This window comes from Candidatus Sulfurimonas baltica, assembly GCF_015265455.1.
GTDB classification, from domain to species: Bacteria; Campylobacterota; Campylobacteria; order Campylobacterales; family Sulfurimonadaceae; genus Sulfurimonas; species Sulfurimonas baltica.
This window is the reverse complement of the sequence record NZ_CP054492.1, coordinates 351,982-369,085: the sequence shown is the minus strand read 5'-3', so window position 1 is coordinate 369,085 and position 17,104 is coordinate 351,982. Positions and strand designations below refer to the sequence as shown.

At 34.4% G+C, this 17,104-nt stretch carries 19 protein-coding genes; 4 read left to right on the top strand and 15 right to left on the bottom strand.

The features are described 5' to 3' along the window. Positions 1 to 57: 57 nt before the first annotated feature. Positions 58 to 1,200 (bottom strand): BaiN/RdsA family NAD(P)/FAD-dependent oxidoreductase, encoded by a 1,143-nt coding sequence (locus HUE88_RS01810; RefSeq protein WP_194370523.1) that lies wholly within the window; start codon positions 1,198 to 1,200, stop codon positions 58 to 60. A gap of 51 nt (positions 1,201 to 1,251) precedes the next feature. On the opposite strand from HUE88_RS01810, the gene rimO reads away from it, so the two are divergent. Both rimO and tilS read left to right on the top strand, forming a co-directional pair. After that, positions 1,252 to 2,565 carry a 30S ribosomal protein S12 methylthiotransferase RimO gene (rimO, locus tag HUE88_RS01805; RefSeq protein WP_194370521.1) on the top strand — a complete coding sequence of 438 codons (1,314 nt, stop codon included), beginning with the start codon at positions 1,252 to 1,254 and terminating at the stop codon, positions 2,563 to 2,565. Then, complete coding sequence (gene tilS, locus HUE88_RS01800; RefSeq protein ID WP_194370520.1) at positions 2,558 to 3,553, top strand: tRNA lysidine(34) synthetase TilS; 996 nt, start codon at positions 2,558 to 2,560, stop codon at positions 3,551 to 3,553. Before rimO ends, tilS begins: the two co-directional genes overlap by 8 nt. Here the strand turns inward: tilS and HUE88_RS01795 are convergent. The 8 genes from HUE88_RS01795 to HUE88_RS01760 form a co-directional block, all read right to left on the bottom strand. After that, the gene (locus HUE88_RS01795) at positions 3,536 to 3,952 is read right to left on the bottom strand and encodes a hypothetical protein (protein ID WP_229860119.1); all 417 of its coding nucleotides are present in this window, start codon (positions 3,950 to 3,952) and stop codon (positions 3,536 to 3,538) included. The genes tilS and HUE88_RS01795 overlap by 18 nt on opposite strands. A gap of 112 nt (positions 3,953 to 4,064) precedes the next feature. Continuing rightward, positions 4,065 to 4,589 carry a hypothetical protein gene (locus HUE88_RS01790; RefSeq protein ID WP_194370518.1) on the bottom strand — a complete coding sequence of 175 codons (525 nt, stop codon included), beginning with the start codon at positions 4,587 to 4,589 and terminating at the stop codon, positions 4,065 to 4,067. Next, positions 4,586 to 5,578, bottom strand: coding sequence for a hypothetical protein (locus HUE88_RS01785; protein WP_194370517.1), 993 nt, complete (start codon positions 5,576 to 5,578; stop codon positions 4,586 to 4,588). Before HUE88_RS01785 ends, HUE88_RS01790 begins: the two co-directional genes overlap by 4 nt. After that, positions 5,578 to 6,411 (bottom strand): tyrosine-type recombinase/integrase, encoded by an 834-nt coding sequence (locus tag HUE88_RS01780; RefSeq protein WP_194370516.1) that lies wholly within the window; start codon positions 6,409 to 6,411, stop codon positions 5,578 to 5,580. The genes HUE88_RS01785 and HUE88_RS01780 overlap by 1 nt, the downstream gene beginning before the upstream one ends. Further along, entirely contained in the window at positions 6,389 to 6,847 is a 459-nt protein-coding gene (locus tag HUE88_RS01775) for a hypothetical protein (protein ID WP_194370515.1), read from the bottom strand. The genes HUE88_RS01780 and HUE88_RS01775 overlap by 23 nt, the downstream gene beginning before the upstream one ends. After that, positions 6,837 to 7,460, bottom strand: coding sequence for a lysophospholipid acyltransferase family protein (locus tag HUE88_RS01770; RefSeq protein WP_194370514.1), 624 nt, complete (start codon positions 7,458 to 7,460; stop codon positions 6,837 to 6,839). The genes HUE88_RS01775 and HUE88_RS01770 overlap by 11 nt, the downstream gene beginning before the upstream one ends. Beyond that, positions 7,453 to 8,754: a tRNA (N6-isopentenyl adenosine(37)-C2)-methylthiotransferase MiaB gene (gene miaB, locus HUE88_RS01765; RefSeq protein WP_194370512.1), complete on the bottom strand. Its 1,302-nt coding sequence runs from the start codon at positions 8,752 to 8,754 to the stop codon at positions 7,453 to 7,455. Before miaB ends, HUE88_RS01770 begins: the two co-directional genes overlap by 8 nt. Before the next feature lie 9 nt (positions 8,755 to 8,763). Beyond that, positions 8,764 to 9,009 (bottom strand): HP0268 family nuclease, encoded by a 246-nt coding sequence (locus HUE88_RS01760; RefSeq protein WP_194370511.1) that lies wholly within the window; start codon positions 9,007 to 9,009, stop codon positions 8,764 to 8,766. Between the two features lie 292 nt (positions 9,010 to 9,301). On the opposite strand from HUE88_RS01760, the gene nusA reads away from it, so the two are divergent. Next, entirely contained in the window at positions 9,302 to 10,435 is a 1,134-nt protein-coding gene (nusA, locus tag HUE88_RS01755) for a transcription termination factor NusA (protein ID WP_194370509.1), read from the top strand. A gap of 101 nt (positions 10,436 to 10,536) precedes the next feature. Here the strand turns inward: nusA and HUE88_RS01750 are convergent, their stop codons facing one another. From HUE88_RS01750 to HUE88_RS01740, 3 genes are all read right to left on the bottom strand, one after another. After that, positions 10,537 to 11,493, bottom strand: coding sequence for an ABC transporter permease (locus HUE88_RS01750; protein WP_194370508.1), 957 nt, complete (start codon positions 11,491 to 11,493; stop codon positions 10,537 to 10,539). Between the two features lie 115 nt (positions 11,494 to 11,608). Then, positions 11,609 to 12,271 carry a TorF family putative porin gene (locus HUE88_RS01745; protein ID WP_194370506.1) on the bottom strand — a complete coding sequence of 221 codons (663 nt, stop codon included), beginning with the start codon at positions 12,269 to 12,271 and terminating at the stop codon, positions 11,609 to 11,611. A gap of 196 nt (positions 12,272 to 12,467) precedes the next feature. Continuing rightward, positions 12,468 to 13,838 (bottom strand): OprD family porin, encoded by a 1,371-nt coding sequence (locus HUE88_RS01740; protein ID WP_194370505.1) that lies wholly within the window; start codon positions 13,836 to 13,838, stop codon positions 12,468 to 12,470. 105 nt (positions 13,839 to 13,943) lie between these two features. On the opposite strand from HUE88_RS01740, the gene HUE88_RS01735 reads away from it, so the two are divergent. Further along, a complete protein-coding gene (locus HUE88_RS01735) occupies positions 13,944 to 14,300 on the top strand; it encodes a hypothetical protein (protein WP_194370503.1) in 357 nt (118 codons plus the stop codon). A 40-nt stretch (positions 14,301 to 14,340) separates the two neighbouring features. Here HUE88_RS01735 and fabI read toward each other — a convergent pair whose 3' ends face one another. Genes fabI through HUE88_RS01720 form a run of 3 tightly spaced genes read right to left on the bottom strand, consistent with a single transcriptional unit; the run spans position 14,341 to position 17,092 of the window. Next, the gene (fabI, locus tag HUE88_RS01730) at positions 14,341 to 15,162 is read right to left on the bottom strand and encodes an enoyl-ACP reductase FabI (RefSeq protein WP_194370502.1); all 822 of its coding nucleotides are present in this window, start codon (positions 15,160 to 15,162) and stop codon (positions 14,341 to 14,343) included. Positions 15,163 to 15,175: 13 nt separating this feature from the next. After that, a complete protein-coding gene (locus tag HUE88_RS01725) occupies positions 15,176 to 15,889 on the bottom strand; it encodes a triose-phosphate isomerase (protein ID WP_194370500.1) in 714 nt (237 codons plus the stop codon). A 3-nt stretch (positions 15,890 to 15,892) separates the two neighbouring features. Continuing rightward, a complete protein-coding gene (locus tag HUE88_RS01720; RefSeq protein WP_194370499.1) occupies positions 15,893 to 17,092 on the bottom strand; it encodes a phosphoglycerate kinase in 1,200 nt (399 codons plus the stop codon). Positions 17,093 to 17,104 lie beyond the last annotated feature (12 nt).

The window sequence follows — 17,104 nt, the reverse complement described above, 5'->3', positions numbered from 1 at the left end:
CTCCGTCACCCTGAACTTGATTCAGGGTCTGGTTGAGTACTTCTTTAGAGTGTTCAATTAGCTAAGAGAGTTAGCACACGTTACCCCGCTGCTAAACGCCCACTGAAAGTTGTAGCCGCCTAGTTCGCCTGTCACATTTACAACTTCTCCTATAAAGTATAAATTCTCTACATGTAGAGATTCCAAGGTTGCAAAATTCAGCTCACTGCTTAAAACTCCGCCACGACAAACTTCAGCTTTACTAAAACCAAAATTACCTGCTGGAGCGAACTCGTAGTTGTGAATATTTTGCAGTTTTTTCACAGATTCTGAGTCTATTTTTTTGCACTCCACATCTTCTACATGTAGAGCTTCTAAAATCGCTTTTGAGAGTCTTTTTGGAAGAGGGACAACTGAACTTAGTAGTTTTTTACTACCTTTGATAAGCTCTAAAATATTATCATCTGGTAAGAAATCTATAGCAATATTTCCTTTTTGCCAGTAAAGAGAAGCAGATAAAACAGCAGGACCGCTGATACCCTTATGTGCAAAAAGCATCTCCTCTTTTAAAATTTTTCCATCTACATGTATGTTTACATAACAGCTAAGTCCGCTAAGTTCTTTCATCCAAAACTGATCTTTTTGAACTGTTAAACCTACAAGAGCCGGAGTGAACTCTTTTACCTTTATGTCAAAACTTTTTGCAATATAGAGACCGATATCGCTGGCACCAAGTGTTTTATAACTTTTGCCGCCCGTAGCTACTATTAGTTTTTTTGTTTTATATATGCCCTGCAAAGTTTTCACTTCAAAAAGCCCATCTTTTTTCTCTACATGTAGAATCTCTGTGTTTAAAAGCATCTCTGCATATCTGGTCTCTTTTTTTAAAATATCTATAATTTCATCAGAAGAATCTTTACAAAAGTAGTAACGGTTCTTTCGTACAACAGGCTTTACGCCGTTTACATGTAGATAATTTAACAAGTCGTCTTTAGAAAAATTATTCAAAGAGTAAGATACAAATTCCGAGTCCCCATCATAATTATCTTCGCTTACATGTACATTTGTTATGTTGCACTTTCCGCCACCGGAAATTTTCAGTTTTTGTGCAACTTTAGAGTTACAATCAACCACTGCCACAGCTAGGTTTTTATCTAAATGAGAGGCGCACATCAAACCGCTAGCCCCTGCTCCCAAAATTATTACATCATATATTTTCATGATGGCATTATACTTTAGATATAATACGAAAAATATTTAAAAGTAGTAAGAATGAGCAATAAACTTCATATAGTATCTCTTGGGTGTACAAAAAACTTAGTTGACACAGAAGTCATGATGGGTAAACTTCAAAATTTTGAACTAACCGATGAGTCAGGCGATGCAGATGTAATCATAGTAAACACATGTGGGTTTATTGACGCAGCAAAAGAGGAGTCAATTAATACAATTTTAAATCTTCATGACGCAAGAAAAGAGGACTCTGTTTTAGTAATGGCTGGCTGTTTGAGCGAGAGATACCAAATCGAGTTGGCTAAAGATATGCCTGAAGTTGATATCTTTACCGGTGTTGGCGACTATGATAAAATTGATGAACTTCTTAGAGATAAAAAGAGCCGTTTTTCAGATTCAGTTTTTTTAATTGATGGTGCCGAGCGTGTAATTACAGGTTCAACTTACCATGCTTACATTAAACTCTCAGAGGGTTGTAACCAAGTATGTAGCTTCTGTGCAATTCCATCTTTTAAAGGCAAGCTAAACTCAAGAAACTTAGACTCGATTGCAAAAGAGGTCGAGGGGCTTGTTGCAAAAGGGTACTATGATTTCTCTTTTGTCTCACAAGACAGTAGCTCATACCTGCGTGACCAAAATGTAAAAGACGGTCTAAGTCTTCTTATTCAAAGAATAGAGCTTATAGAGGGTGTTAAAAGTGCCAGAATCCTCTACCTTTACCCTTCAACGACAACTATCTCTCTTCTAAAAAATATAGGCAAAAGCAAGATTTTTCACAACTACTTTGATATGCCGATTCAACATATAAACGATGAGATGCTTCGTATGATGAAAAGGGGTTTCGGTAAAGAGAAAACTATTGAGCTTTTGGATTATATGAAGTCACTTCCTAACTCATTTATCAGAACCAGCTTTATTGTCGGACATCCAAATGAGACACAAGAGATGTTTGAAGAGATGTGCGAATTTGCAGCATCTTTTGGATTTGACAGAATCAATGTATTTTCATACTCCGATGAGGAGACAACACCTGCATACGATATGAGTCAAAAAATCAGCGCAGAAGTGATAGCCGAACGTGCTGATATATTAGGTCAAATAACAAGCGAGTGTTTAGAAAAATCCCTAAGGGCTGAAATCGGTAAAGAGGTTGAGCTTGTAATAGATGGCGAGAGCGATGAGCACGAGTACCTATTAAGTGCAAAAGAGCTTATTTGGGCACCTGAGATTGATGGTGAGATTTATGTAAACGACAGAACTAAAGATGATGACTTAGTATTTGGAAAAATCTACAAAGCAAAAATTACCGATATGGTTGGAAATATTCTAACTGCGACAGTAGATAATGCTTGAAAATAGAACACTTCAAAAATTAAAAGATAAAAAAAATCTTTTAGCCTTTTCAGGTGGTGGAGACTCCACTGCTCTGTTTTTTCTTCTTATAAAAAATAACATCCCTTTTGATATTGCTATCGTAGATTATGGAGTCAGAGAACAGAGCAAAGAAGAAGTTCTCTATGCTAAAGAGTTGGCTCAAACACATAATTTAAAATGCCATGTATTTAATGCTCCAAAATTTGTAAAAAACTTTGAGGCTAAGGCAAGAGAGATCAGATACTCTTTTTTTGAAGAGTTAATTAAGACACACGGTTATGAAAATCTTATAACTGCACATCATCTTGGTGACAGATTTGAGTGGATGCTTATGCAGTTTTGCAAAGGGGCCGGCTGTGCTGAAATAGCTGGTATGCAAGTAGAGCAAGAGAGAGGCTTTTACACACTAATCCGCCCTCTGCTTCATCTGGACAAAAAAGAGCTTTTAGCCTATCTACATGTAAATGAAAACAAATACTTTGAAGATGAGAGTAACCTAAATGAAGATATAAAAAGAAACTCCTTTAGACATAACTATTCTGCGCCTCTTTTAGAAAAATATCTCCTCGGTATTAAAAAAAGTTTTGATTATTTAGACGAAGACAGAGACAGCCTTATTGAAAAACTAGAAATTAAAACTATTGGTGAGTTTGCATATTTTGAAAACTCTCAAAATCCAAGAACTAACATCTATACAATTGACAAATATCTAAAACTAAAAGGGTATATGTTAAGTGCAAAAGAGAGAGAAATTCTAAAGAGTGAAAAAACAGCAGTGGTTGGACGAAAATTTGTTGTTAATCAAAACAGCGACTTTGTTTTTATAGCCCCTTTTACAGATGCGGTAATGTCAAAAGAGTTTAAAGAAGAGATGAGGATTTTAAAAATAGAGCAAAAACTTCGCCCATACATATATAAAAACAAAGAACTCTTTGTAAAAATAAAAGAGTTACTTAGTAGTGTTTAAATCTTTTTTATTGTTATAGACTTTCATAGTAAAAGATGAGCTAATAATTTCACCATCTCTTTTAAAATTAATTGGAAAATTTACAGATATTATCCAATCGCTCTTATTTACGGCATCTAAAAATGCATAAAAACTCTCCGGTGAACTTATCTCTGATGTTGTATTAACCTCATAAACAGCGAACCCCTCTTCATCATCTATTTTAGAGTGCTTAGATAAGCTTAAAGAACTAAAAAAAGTTCCATGTTGCTTTTTAAATCTTTGTGCGTCAAAATCTGTTTGAAATGCTGTTATAATATGTCTGTTATCACTTTTTAATTTTTGAAGTATAACCTCTGTCTCATATGAAAAATCTTCTAGTTGTCTTAATTCAAGAGATTCTTTATTTAAATCACTCATATTAATTCTATATTTTTTCCCTGATGGAATTAGTACAGAAAACGAGAAAAATAAAACAAAGATAAGCAAAAATACAGAGAGCCCCAAAAGGTAGATAGTTTGTCTAGTGATATTAGTTTTCACCCTTAATCTCCTCTTCATCTATGTAATTTGTTGAAACAAACCTATACCATCCATTTTCGGCAGGATAAAAGCTACTGTAACTTCTGTTAAATATAGAGCGAAGTGGGGCTTGAAGCATAAAGTTGTATATATCCTTATTTGGCGTAATCCCGTAAAGAATCAATCCGTTATCCATGATTTTTGCTTGAGAGAGAGTTATTCTGCTTGGAACTAGATCGAACATGTTATTTATACTGTCTTTGAGTACACTGTTTTTTGTGAATATTATTTCGCTAAGCATACTCTGCTTCTCTATTTGCGTAATTTGTTTTTTCATATGGTCTGTGCGGATACGAATTTCTAGCTTTTGCTGACTTATTTCAGCCCTGTTTTTATCAAATCTATAATCACGAAACAACAAAAAAATATATGTAAGCAAAAGCATAAGAATTGCCACTGCAAAAAAAGTAAAAAGAAGTTGCATATCAGTAGTTAAAGCAGTTTTAGACCTAGGTTTTATATAGCTATATTTCATTGTAGCTCCATTTTAGCCATCTCACATACCTCTACACATAAATCTATCTTTCTTATAACAACACTTAAGAACATCTCCTCTTCCAGATATTTTTTAAGATCCTTGCTTACGCCAGCAGCATCTGCTATAAATATATTTTCAATAAAATCACTGTTGTATGTGTTGTCTTTATAAAAAGAGTTTACGCAATCGTGTATTAATGAAAACCTTTTGTAATCTTCATTAAATCCATCTTCTTCAGCTTCATAACTTTCATGAACTATCTCTTTCATGTCAAGTGCTTCTGCAAATTCATCTATATCTTCGCTGCTGTCTAAGTCTTCTATGTCACCAAAATCATCTAAATCTTCAGAGTCAATATTGTCCAAATCAATGTCATCTTCATCCAATAATAAGTCATCATCATCCAAGGAGGAGTCAATCAAAATATCCTCGTTATCATCCCCAAGATTTATTTTTATATATTTTGCATAAAGAAGTTTAGAGTTATCAAAAATAGTTAAAGATATGTTTGAATCTTCAATCAATAAAAACATTGCAAAATTATTTTCAATCTTATCTTTAAAAAATTTACTTAGTACCACAAAAGGTGAAAATATAAAATCCAGACCTATGCTTTTATACTCTCTCTCGATTAAATTTATCTCATCTTCTGACGTGTATGCAGCCCACAAATTAGAAACACATACACTTTTTGAAAAATTAATATCAATATATCTACTCATTTCATCAGCACTACATGTAGGAACTGCACCTTGATTTAATGATTTATCTAATATTGAAATATAATAGTAAGGTGATGACTTAATGTATGTCTTAATAAATTCATACATTTTTGAGTTTATGCTATTTGTCTCAAATCGCATTTGTATGTTTTCAACTATAGAATCTTGGGAACACACCTCAATATATACAACAGTCGCTACTTTCTCAACAAGAATATTAATAAAAATTTTTGTATAAAAAGCATCTACTAATTTTCTAATCATTAATCGTCCACTTTAGAAAGCGGATGCGCTTTGTTATAGTTTTGTTGTTTCAATGCACTACCCAATTTTGTATATATTTGTGTTGTAGCCATAGATGAGTGACCCAGCAACTCACTAACATCCGCTATAGGAGCACTGCCATTTAACAGCTCAGACGCATACGAATGGCGAAGTTGATGCGGAGTAGCTTTCAATCCAACTCTTCTAAAGACTTTTATAATAATATATCTTAGACTGTTTTCGCTTAATCTTTCGCCATTTTTTTCAAAAATGAACTTTTTTTGCAGTGTTGTACTCAAATGTTCTTCGAGCATCTCTTTTGTGGAAGCTAAAAGTGGAATATCTCTATGTTTATTGCCTTTTCCCAAAACCCTTACCCAATCATTTGATATATCATCCATTTTAAGTGATGACAGCTCAGATATTCTCAGCCCTAATGTGTATAGCATTGTTACTATCAGCTTCTCGTCTGATTCACAGTGCGATAATGCCTCAAGAATGTGCTTGTGAGAAATCGGCTTTGGAAGAGTTTTTGCAACCTTTACACTATCATCTGCTTTTAAAGTAACATCTACTCCATTCTCATTTAAGTACTCAACAAATGAACGGATAGAACTAAGTTTTTTGCTTATTGTTTTTGGATTAAGGGGGGCAATTTTTATTCGATACGGCATAAGATTGAAGAGAAGATGATTTTTTTCTTCTACTATTTCTATATATAAAAGTGCCTCTTTTAAAGACTCATCATAACTTTTAACAGTTAAATCGGAGTAGCCCAGCTCCTCTAGGTTTTGTAAAAATTCTTTGCGCTTAGCGCTTATTAACTTTTTCAAGAAGCTTCTCAAACATGTCATAATATTTTGCTGATTGGGCAACTAACTCTTTATCGGTTATAACGCTTGGTGCCAGTTTTATATATGAGCTAATCATTATGTTACAAATCATCCTTATTTTAGCTTTGTCTGAATCTGAAATATCTTCATGAAGTGCTATCTCGTCTATTACCTTGGTATATTTTTTAGCATCATCATTGTATCTAACATATCTAAGTGAATTTTGAGATTGAGCCATAATAGTTGCTGCCATGCGGTTATATATATCCAAACTAAATGCCTCTTTTGCAAGAGTGTAAGCCTCTTTATAGTCTGAAACTTCGTAGTAGTATTTAGCTTTTAAAGACTTTTCATAAGATGGGCTCAATAGAAAAAATCCACCCATAATAGCAAGTAAAGAGAATGAAAAAATAAAAAATATTACTTTAGGCTTCATGTTTTAGCAATCCTTCCTTGATTAAAAGTTTAGCCTCTTGTATATCCATTTCACTAACATCAATTTCAGATGTTGAATAATAATGTAAGGTCCCAAAAGGTTTTGGAATAATAAACTTATCCCAAGAATTTAACTGCCAATATTTTGTAGGCTTTACGTTTAGTAGTACTATCTTTGCCTTAGTTTTTTTAGCCATAACAACTATGCCATCAGCAACTTCATGTCGTGGACCCTTTGGACCATCTGGCGTAATTCCTATGTCATATCCATCTTTTAATGCTCTAATACCCTGAATCAAAACTTTCGCTGCATTTCTGTTTGTAGAACCCGCAATAGTTTGTAACCCAAAGTATTCTATAGTTTTTGAGATTAAAAGTCCATCAAAATGGCTGGATATTAAAACTTTGGCTTTAAGAGTTTTTCTATATCTGAAGTAAATATAGGGGAGCATTAAAAGTTCACCATGCCAACAGGCTAAAATAATAGGCTCATTTCCTACACTTTTTGGAGAATGGAACACTTTTTTGTTTGTTAAGTGAAGTAGTCTAATTAGTAAAGATGCAAAAAATGGGACAACCATTAGCACGGTTGCACGAAACAATCTTTTACGCAACAATTTCTCCAGTTAAAATAGTTCTACCAATAGCACTAATTTTAACATCACGAAACTCACCTAAAAGTTCATCTGAACCTTTAACTTTAATAACAATATTGTTGTCACTTCTACCACTTACAAAATAATCTTTGTTTAGGTCTTCAAAATAGACTCTGTATGTTTTGCCTAAAGATGTAGCATTTATCTCATCTAGTATCTCAGTGTGAAGATTTTGCAGCGTTGTAAGTCTAAAAGAGGCTACATCTTCGTCTACCGTATTTGTAAAATGTTCTGCCTCAGTCTCTGGCCGAGGGGAATATTTAAAAGAGAAAATTTGATCAAATCTCACTCTCTTCATAACATCAATGGTTTCTTTAAAATCTTCATCACTCTCACCGGGAAATGCCACAATAATATCTGTGCTTATACTGACCTCAGGACAAACACTTCTTAATTTTTCTACTCTATCCAAAAACCACTCTTTTGAATAACCGCGCTTCATATCTTTAAGCACTTTTGTAGAGCCACTTTGCAACGGCATATGCATTGATTTACAGATTTTAGGATTTCTTGCAAACTCCTCTATAAACTCATCATCCATATGAAACGGGTGAGGAGAAGTAAAGCGGATTCTTTGCAACCCTTCAATTGTGCTCAAGCGACGAAGCAGTTCTGAAAAGTTGACTTTTTCATGTTCACCTGAAAATCTGCGACCATAATTATTTACATTTTGACCTAATAAAAAAATCTCTTTAGCCCCACTGTTTATAGCTCTAGTAGCTTCTCTGATAATAAGTTCATCAGGTATAGAAATCTCATCACCTCTTGTTTTTGGAACTATGCAATAGGTACAAGATTTATCACAGCCCATTGAGATGTTTATAAAGGCTTTGTAGGGTGATGTTCTAAAGTCATCAAAAGCAAATTCGCTCTCATCATAGTTAATATCTACTTCAACAGCTTTTTCTTTATGCAGTATATCTGTTATTTTAGAAACATTTCTAGCACCTAGAACAAAACTGACATATGGAGCGCGTTTAATAATTTCTTCACCAAGATGAGAGGCTGTGCAGCCACAAACACCAATTTTAGCACCATCTTTTTTCTTTTTGTTAAAGACGCCCAGCTCTGAAAAAAGTTTAGAAACCGGTTTTTCTCTAACTGAACAAGTATTTATTAAAATTAAATCAGCACTTGCCAAATCATCTGTGAGGCTGTAATTTTCTTTCTCACTAAGCTGAGCAATAATATGCTCAGAATCACGAGAATTCATAGCACAACCCAGAGTTTCAATAAATAGCTTCTTTGACATAAATAAAATCTATTTTATAATGTGAACTTGGTACATGTACTCACTATCAGCAAGACCATATTTAACTTCACTCATGTAAAAGCTTTTGCCTTTTGCTTCAAAATGGTCTTGAAGTTCTAACAAATCTTTATGAGAGTTCTCTTTATCGAAATAGAAAATAACACTATCATCTTTTTCAACAATAGACTCCAGTTTAGCTAAATCAACTTTCTTCGGTTTTGATGCAACATCAGTTCTTGCAAATTTTAAATCCATAATGTAATCCTTAATATTTTTAGTATTGTAAAAGTCTTGCATTATATACAAAATCTACTAAAAAATCTATTAAAGATGATTTTATCAAATTTGGGTATAATTTCACACTTCATAAGAAATCCCACAAAATTTTAACACTGTTTTTTATGAGTAAATCATAAAATTTGCCTTTAATAAAGGGCTGTCTTTGGTCACCATAGCGGTGAAAGCGCATATAAAGGGACCTAGTTTCTTTATTAAATAACTAGATGAAGGAAGCCTTCATTTTTATAAATAAAATCAAGGAATATTAATGGAAAGAATACTAGACATTATTGACGCAATTGCTCACGAAAAAGGTCTTGCACCTGAGAAAGTAACAGAGGCACTAAAAACAGCATTTATTCAAACTGCAAAAAGAGTAATCGACAATAAGTTTGCTTTTGAGGCAGTAATTAACAATGAAACTAAAACATTAGATATTATTCAAACAATTACTGTTGTTTCAGATGATGATGGAAGACTTAAAGATGAAGAGATAGCACCTGCTTTTATTTCTATATCAGAAGCAAAAGAATATGATGATCAAGTAGAGCTTGATGATCAGCTTCAAATTCCACATGAGTTAGAAGAGTATGGTAGAACTGCTGCGTCTCAACTTCACCGTGAAATAGAGTACCATATCCAGAGACTAGTTGAAGATGAGATGTTCAATAAGTATAAATCTAAAATAGGCACACTCGTAACTGGCCGTGTTACAAGGGTTGATGCTCAGAACTCCACATACATAGAAGTTGACGAAGTGCGTGCTATTCTTCCAATGAAAAGTCGTATAAAAGGTGAATTATTTAAAGTAGGCGATCATATGAAAGCTGTAGTACGCCGAGTAAATATGGATAAGGAGAATGGTATACAGATAGAACTCTCACGTACTTCTCCTAAATTTCTTGAAGAGCTATTAGCGTTGGAAGTACCTGAAATTGCAGATGGTGCAGTTATCATAGAGGGTTGTGCAAGAATTCCTGGAGAGAGAGCTAAAGTTGCTCTTTTAAGCACTCATCCTCAAGTTGATGCAGTCGGAGCAACTGTCGGTGTAAGAGGTGTTCGTATAAATGCTGTAAGTGCTGAGCTTATTGGCGAAAATATTGACTGTATTGAATATACATCAATACCAGAGCTTTTCATTTCAAGAATTATGGCTCCTGCAATTATTTCTAATGTTGAGATAATTAAAAATGAAAAAGGTGAAGCCGAAAGAGCAATCGTAACACTTCCATCAGATCAAAAGTCAAAAGCTATAGGTAAAAGCGGTATAAATATCCGTTTAGCATCTATGTTAAGTGGATTAAATATTGAACTAGTAGAGAGTGGTGGCACTACTAGTGAAGATGGAACGATTGAAGAATCAAAAGATGGTGTTGATGCACTTGAAGCACTATTTTCATAATTAGTCCGACAAAGGAATAACTCCCTTTGTCTTCTCTATGGCCGCTATGGCCACTAAAGACTGAGCTTATCAGCTCAGATAAATCATACTAATTTAATTTATCATCTTTTCATATACGGATTCAATTTCAACAACAACAAATCCGCAATCATATTTCCTAAAAGTGTTAAAAATGCTGTTATCATCAAAGTACCCATTATTATAGGATAATCTCTGCTCAAAGCACTCATAAAAAATAGTTGTCCCATCCCCTCTATACCAAAAATTGACTCTAAAATAACACTACCACCTATAAGCCCGGGTAGAGAAAGTCCTAATAGTGTGACAATTGGAGGAAGCAAATTTGGAAGTATATAGTAGCGAAGCAGCTCTTTTTTGTTTAGCCCGCGAGATAATGCAAAGTAGTAGTAATCACTCTTTAATATCTCTAAAGTAAGTGAGCGTACATATATAATCATACTTCCAAGTCCAACAAATATCATAACTCCAACCGGTAAAACTAAATGCCAAGCCATATCAAGATAATACAATATGCCTATTTGTGGTTCGATTGAATGAAGTCCTGATATTGGAAACATATCTAAGTTTAAAGAGAAAAATATTATAAAAAGAAGTGCTAAATAAAATGAGGGCATTGAAAATGAAATTAATGAAATCTGTCTTATTAGATAATCCATCTTTTTTTCATAATTTAAAGCCGATTTTATCCCCAGATAGAGAGATATAACAAATACTGCAACAAGCGCTGTAATATTCATAATCAGAGTAACTGGAAGCCGTTTAAGTATCTCAGAACCAACGTCTTGACCAGAGACAAAAGAGATTCCAAAATTCAGACTAAAAATATTGATTACCCAGTCAATATATTGTACATGTAGAGGTTTATCAAGTCCATAAACAGCTTTTAAAACAGCTATTGCCTCCTCAGTCATATTTGGGTTTAGCTCACCCGCTGCAAAAAAACTATTTGGTGCTGCATGAATAGCCAAAAATGAGATAACAGAAATAATGAGTAGCATAAAAATGATATAAAAAAGTTTTTTGATTAGTGTGTACATGTGAAGAATTATAGCCAAAGAATAGTTTAAATACCCACCATCCTAAAAAACAGGAAAAGGATAGTGGATGCAGGAGAATAAAAAAAACATGCCCAGGCTAGCCTGAGCATGGTGATTAGAAGCTTGTACCTATTGTAACAACGACATTTTCTTCATCTGCACTACTGTCAAAATCATCATTGTATTCGGCATACATAACATTTATATCAAATTTGCCAAATGACTTACTTAGCCCAACCGATGCATACTTTCCATAATCCTTATAATCACCATATGTTGCATCTAAAGATATGTCCATTGGAAGAGGGATTGAGACACCAGCCTCCCAAGTATCAGAATCTGCATCGTTAGTACCATTAATACCCGCATAGTAAGTTCCGCTAATTGCTATAACATCAAAATCGTATCCTAAAGTAAGGTGTGCCTCTGCAAAGTTATTGTCAGAATTACCATTATAAGTAAATTCTAATACACCTACATCATAACTTAACTTTCCAAGTTCACCTGCATAACCAGCATACAGATCCAATTCCATTGTAGCACCGCTATATACTTCATCACTAACATTTGAACCCCAAGTACCTATATAAAAACCTTTATAAGACACATCTATTCCACCTTGAATTGCTGTAGTATCTGCTGTTTGAGAATAACCTCTCCAAATGTAGTTACTTGCCATTGCCATATTTGCACTAACTTCTATTTCTGATTTTGCCTCTTCAGCGAACGCCATTGTTGCAACTAAAGCTGCTGCTATACTAAGTTTAGTTAATTTCATTTTTCTTCCTTTGATTGTTTGATGGGGAAAGTATAACAGCTACTGAGTATTATAACTACTATATATTGATTAATTTTTAATCAACTAGTAGTATAAAGATTAAGTTCTTATTTAATGTGAGTAGTAATAGAAGTTTAAATGGCGTCCACCTTCCCAAAAGGAAGAGGAAAGGGAAGATGGACTGAAGTGAAAATTATTAAAAGTTATATGTTAGGTAAAGTTGAAGGTCTATACTTTCAGCATCACTCGCTGTACCAACTTCATCATTATCAGCATAAATAATAGCTGCCGCTGTATCTAGTGGACCAAAAGATGTAGAAGCTCTAAAAGCAACTTCTTGTAATTCTCTAGCAGCAAAACCACGAACAGCTTGAACTGTAGCACTACCTGCTTCTATATCAGTATCATAGTAACCTAAAAATAGATCTATGTCAGAAACTTTAGTTTGGGCAGTGATAGCGAATGTATCAGCACCAACTGCAGATACATTACCATAGTTCCATCTCATCTCAGTATAAAGTTTTGATACACCACCAATAGTAGCAACAGAACCAGTTGCAGTATTAGCAACACCGAGAGTACCATCTTCATCAACTGAAGAATATGCTAGCTTAACAGTTACAACATCTTTAGCTTCATAACCAATCATTGCCGAATAAGCTGTAGTAGCTTCTGTATTTGCACCAATTGGAGCAAAAGAAGTTAAAGTTCCAAGATTTGCATTATCATCTAAGTCTGTACTTGCATATTGAGCACCAACTAAAATACCATCTAAGTTTAGATCAGCTTGTAGCCAATACGCTTGAGCTAAATCAATCATATCATAGTACCAAGCTTGAACAGTAAGTGGTTTAAAAGAGTTATTTACTAAACCAAATGCATATGTACCTTGAACGCCAAATGTATTAAATAAACCATCTGCTGAAACATAACCAGCAGCTGCTGCACCATAGTCATTTAAATTGTTAGACGCATTGTTTTCTCTATTACTTGACATATCATCAGCAGAACCATTTGACTTACCGATATATGTTGCTACAATAGTTGTATTTGGAAGAGACTGATTGATTAAAACAACAGCTTCAAAAGTATTCTTATCAACTCCCCAAGTTTCTGTAAATGCTAATGGTGTATCTAAAGATTGGCGACCAATTTTTAAAGTTGTATCAAAAGCAGTACCTGCTAACCATACTTCATCAAACCACATAGCTGAATCAACTTGTAAATTACCACCTAATGCAGAGTGAAAAGTTGCACCTGTTGAAGCAGAAGCAGTATGTGCATTTGACCATACAGAATCTACTAAGTTGTGTTCAACACCAAGTGTTGTAACAACTTGCATACCAACACCAGCAGATACACCTTTAGTTAAATCAGTAGTCAAATCTAAACGAGCTGCGAAGTTCGTATAACTTGAATCTTTATTAAACATATCTGTATCATTTTCAGTTGAACTTTGTGTTCCATAATACAACTCTGCATTACCAGATACCTTTGTGTTCTCAATTGCAAATGCACTTGAACCTATCAGCATTACTGCCACTAAACTTAATCTTTTTAATTTCATATATTCTCCTAGAATTAATCTTGTCGGAATTATGTCATAATAAACTTTAAATTAAGTTGATGTTATTATTAAATTATAATTAACTTATTATAGTATACTTACAAAATGAAAAATATAGCACTAATAATATCAGTAACAATACTGCTAAATGGCTGCAGTCAGGTTGATGGAGCAAATCCGTCTCAAAATAAAGCATTAAACACTATTGCAGGAAAAGAAGAAAAAACTGAAAAAGGTTTCTTGCAAAACACAATGGACAGTTGGGTTGAAAAAGATTGGACACCAACCATTGAAAAAGATGAGAAAATAAAAGAGACAAATAAAGATGAGGATAGAGAGTTTACTATTCAAGAGTTTATAGATAAAGCTTCTGTATATAACAAAGCTCACATAAATGATGAAGCTGAGGCTTCACATGTAAAAAAAATGAACGCTTTGCCGGTTATTGGAAATATAAAGTAATTGCAGGTTGCAGCCTCAATATAATAGAGGCTACATGTAGTTATTTTCTCAAATCCCAAGAGAGAACAGTTTTCCCATCTTCAGTCTGCTCAGCAGCAGCCATACCCATAACATTGTATCCACTATCTACATAATGAATTTCACCAGTTACACCAGAAGCTAAATCACTTAAAAGATACATAGCAGAGTTACCAACTTGTTTTGTAGTAACGTTTCTTTTTAGTGGCGCATTTGTTTCATTCCAATTAAGGATTTGTTTAAAGTCACCAATACCAGCAGCAGCTAATGTTCTGATAGGACCAGCAGATATTGCATTAACTCTTTGTCCTTTTTTACCTAAATCAACAGCCATATATCTAACAGTTGACTCTAGGGCAGCCTTTGCAACACCCATAACGTTGTAGTTAACTATATACTTTGGTCCACCAAGGTATGAAAGAGTAAGAATAGATGCATCATCGGTCAATACTGATTCTAAGCGGTTTGTTAAGTCAATAAGGGAATATACAGAAACATCCATAGCTATTTGAAATGCTTTTTTTGTAGTTTTAATAAATGGCTCTGAAAGTGCTTCTTTTGGAGCAAATGCAACAGAGTGAACAAGAAAATCAATCTTGCCAAAATCTTTTTCTATAAGTTCTGCAATTCCTGCCATATGTTCTTCGTTTGATACATCAAGCTCATAAACTTTATCACTTCCAAACTGTTTAGCTATTGGTTCAACTCTCTTTTTTAGAGCATCATTTAAATAAGTAAATGCCATTTCAGCACCTTGTTCTGCACAAGCCTCAGCTATACCATACGCGATTGATTTGTTATTTGCAAGTCCTACTATAAGACCTTTTTTACCCTTCATTATCATTCTATATATTCCTTTATTTATTATTTTCTATATTTTGAGCATATTTAACCATAGTACAAAAGTCATCGCTATTCAACGAAGCACCTCCAACTAAAACACCATCAACACCATTTAAAGCTAAAACTTCTTCCGCATTTGAAACTTTTACACTACCTCCATAAAGAAGAGGCGCCTTGCATTGTTCTTTTAATTTCAAGTGCAAAGATTCAATATCTTCTAATGTTGGAGTCAGCCCTGTTCCTATTGCCCATACTGGTTCATAAGCTAGTATAAGATTTTCATACTCTAAGTCTATACCTTCAAATTGAGAAGATAAGTAGTTCATCATAACCTTATCTCCAGCTTCTCTAATTTGTAATGATTCGCCTATGCAGTAAACTATTTTAAACCCTAACTCTTTGTAAAAATTAAACTTCTTAACTACCTCCGCTTGTGTTTCACCAATTACATGTCGTCTCTCACTGTGACCGATTAAAATAGTTTTTATATTAAACTCTTCTAACTGCTCATTGCCAATTTCACCGGTAAATGCACCATTTTGAGCCGGATAAGCATTTTGCGCACCAACAGTTACTTTTCCTACATGTAGATTTAGGCTAGAGAGTGCAGGGAAAACTAAAACCTCTTGCGAGATGCCATGTTGATTTAAAAAATTCTCAACTTCGTTTATATATTTGTCTGTTTTTTCTCTTGTAAGATTAGTCTTTAAGTTCGCTGCTATTATCATTATTTATCCCTGTTTTACTATTAGTGATGCAACGCCCGGCAATATTTTACCCTCAAGAAGCTCTAAAGTAGCCCCTCCGCCAGTTGAGATAAAACTCATCTCTTCATCAACTCCAACTTTTTGAACCAAATCTGCAGTATCTCCACCGCCAACAACAGTTGTAGCATAACTATCCGCAACATAGTGAGCTATTTTATTGGAGCCGCGAGCAAACTTATCCATCTCATATACACCCATAGGCCCATTCCATAGTACAGTTTGAACATCGCCCAATACTTCTCTGTAAAGTCTAACTGTTGCCGGTCCTATGTCAAGCCCCATCCATCCACTCGGAATCTCTTGAACAGGCACTACCTTGCTGATTGAATCTTCTGAAAATTTCTCAGCTGCTACAACATCAACAGGCAGATAAAACTTGACACCGAGTCTTTTTGCCTCATCCATAATATGCTGTGCATCTTCAAGAAGGTCATCTTCTACAAGTGAAGCGCCGATATCGTACCCCATTTGCTTTAAAAATGTAAATGCCATTCCTCCGCCGATAATTATTTTATCAACCCTTGTAAGCAGGTTTGTTAATGCCTCTAATTTTCCTGAAATTTTTGATCCGCCAATAATAGCAGCAAAAGGGCGCACCGGATTTTCAATCAGTTTTGAGAAAAACTCTATCTCTTTTTGAAGCAAGAACCCGGCTGCCTTATGCTGCGCATCAAAAAAATACGTAATTCCTTCGACCGAAGAGTGAGCACGATGACTTACTCCAAACGCATCATTTATATAAAAATCAGCCATTGAAGCAAGTTTCTCGGATAACTCTTTATTATTCTCTGTTTCACCAGCCTCGTAACGAAGATTTTCCAAAAGTAAAACTTCTGACGGTTTTAGAGACTTCGCCTTTTCAATTGCATCTGGACCGACAACATCCTTAGATAGAATAACATCTCTTTTTAAAAGGTGCTGAATTCTTTTGGCAACTGGCTGCAAAGAGTACTTCTTGTTTACCTCACCTTTTGGACGACCGAGGTGTGAGGCCAATATAACTGCACATCCATGGTCTAAACAAAAGCTGATAGTTGAGAGCGCTGAGCGGATTCTTCTATCATCTGAGATATTTCCGAATTCGTCCATCGGGACATTAAAATCACATCTTATAAAAACTTTTTTACCGGCTAAATCTAAATTTTTAATGTTTAACAATTCCATACAAGTTCCTTT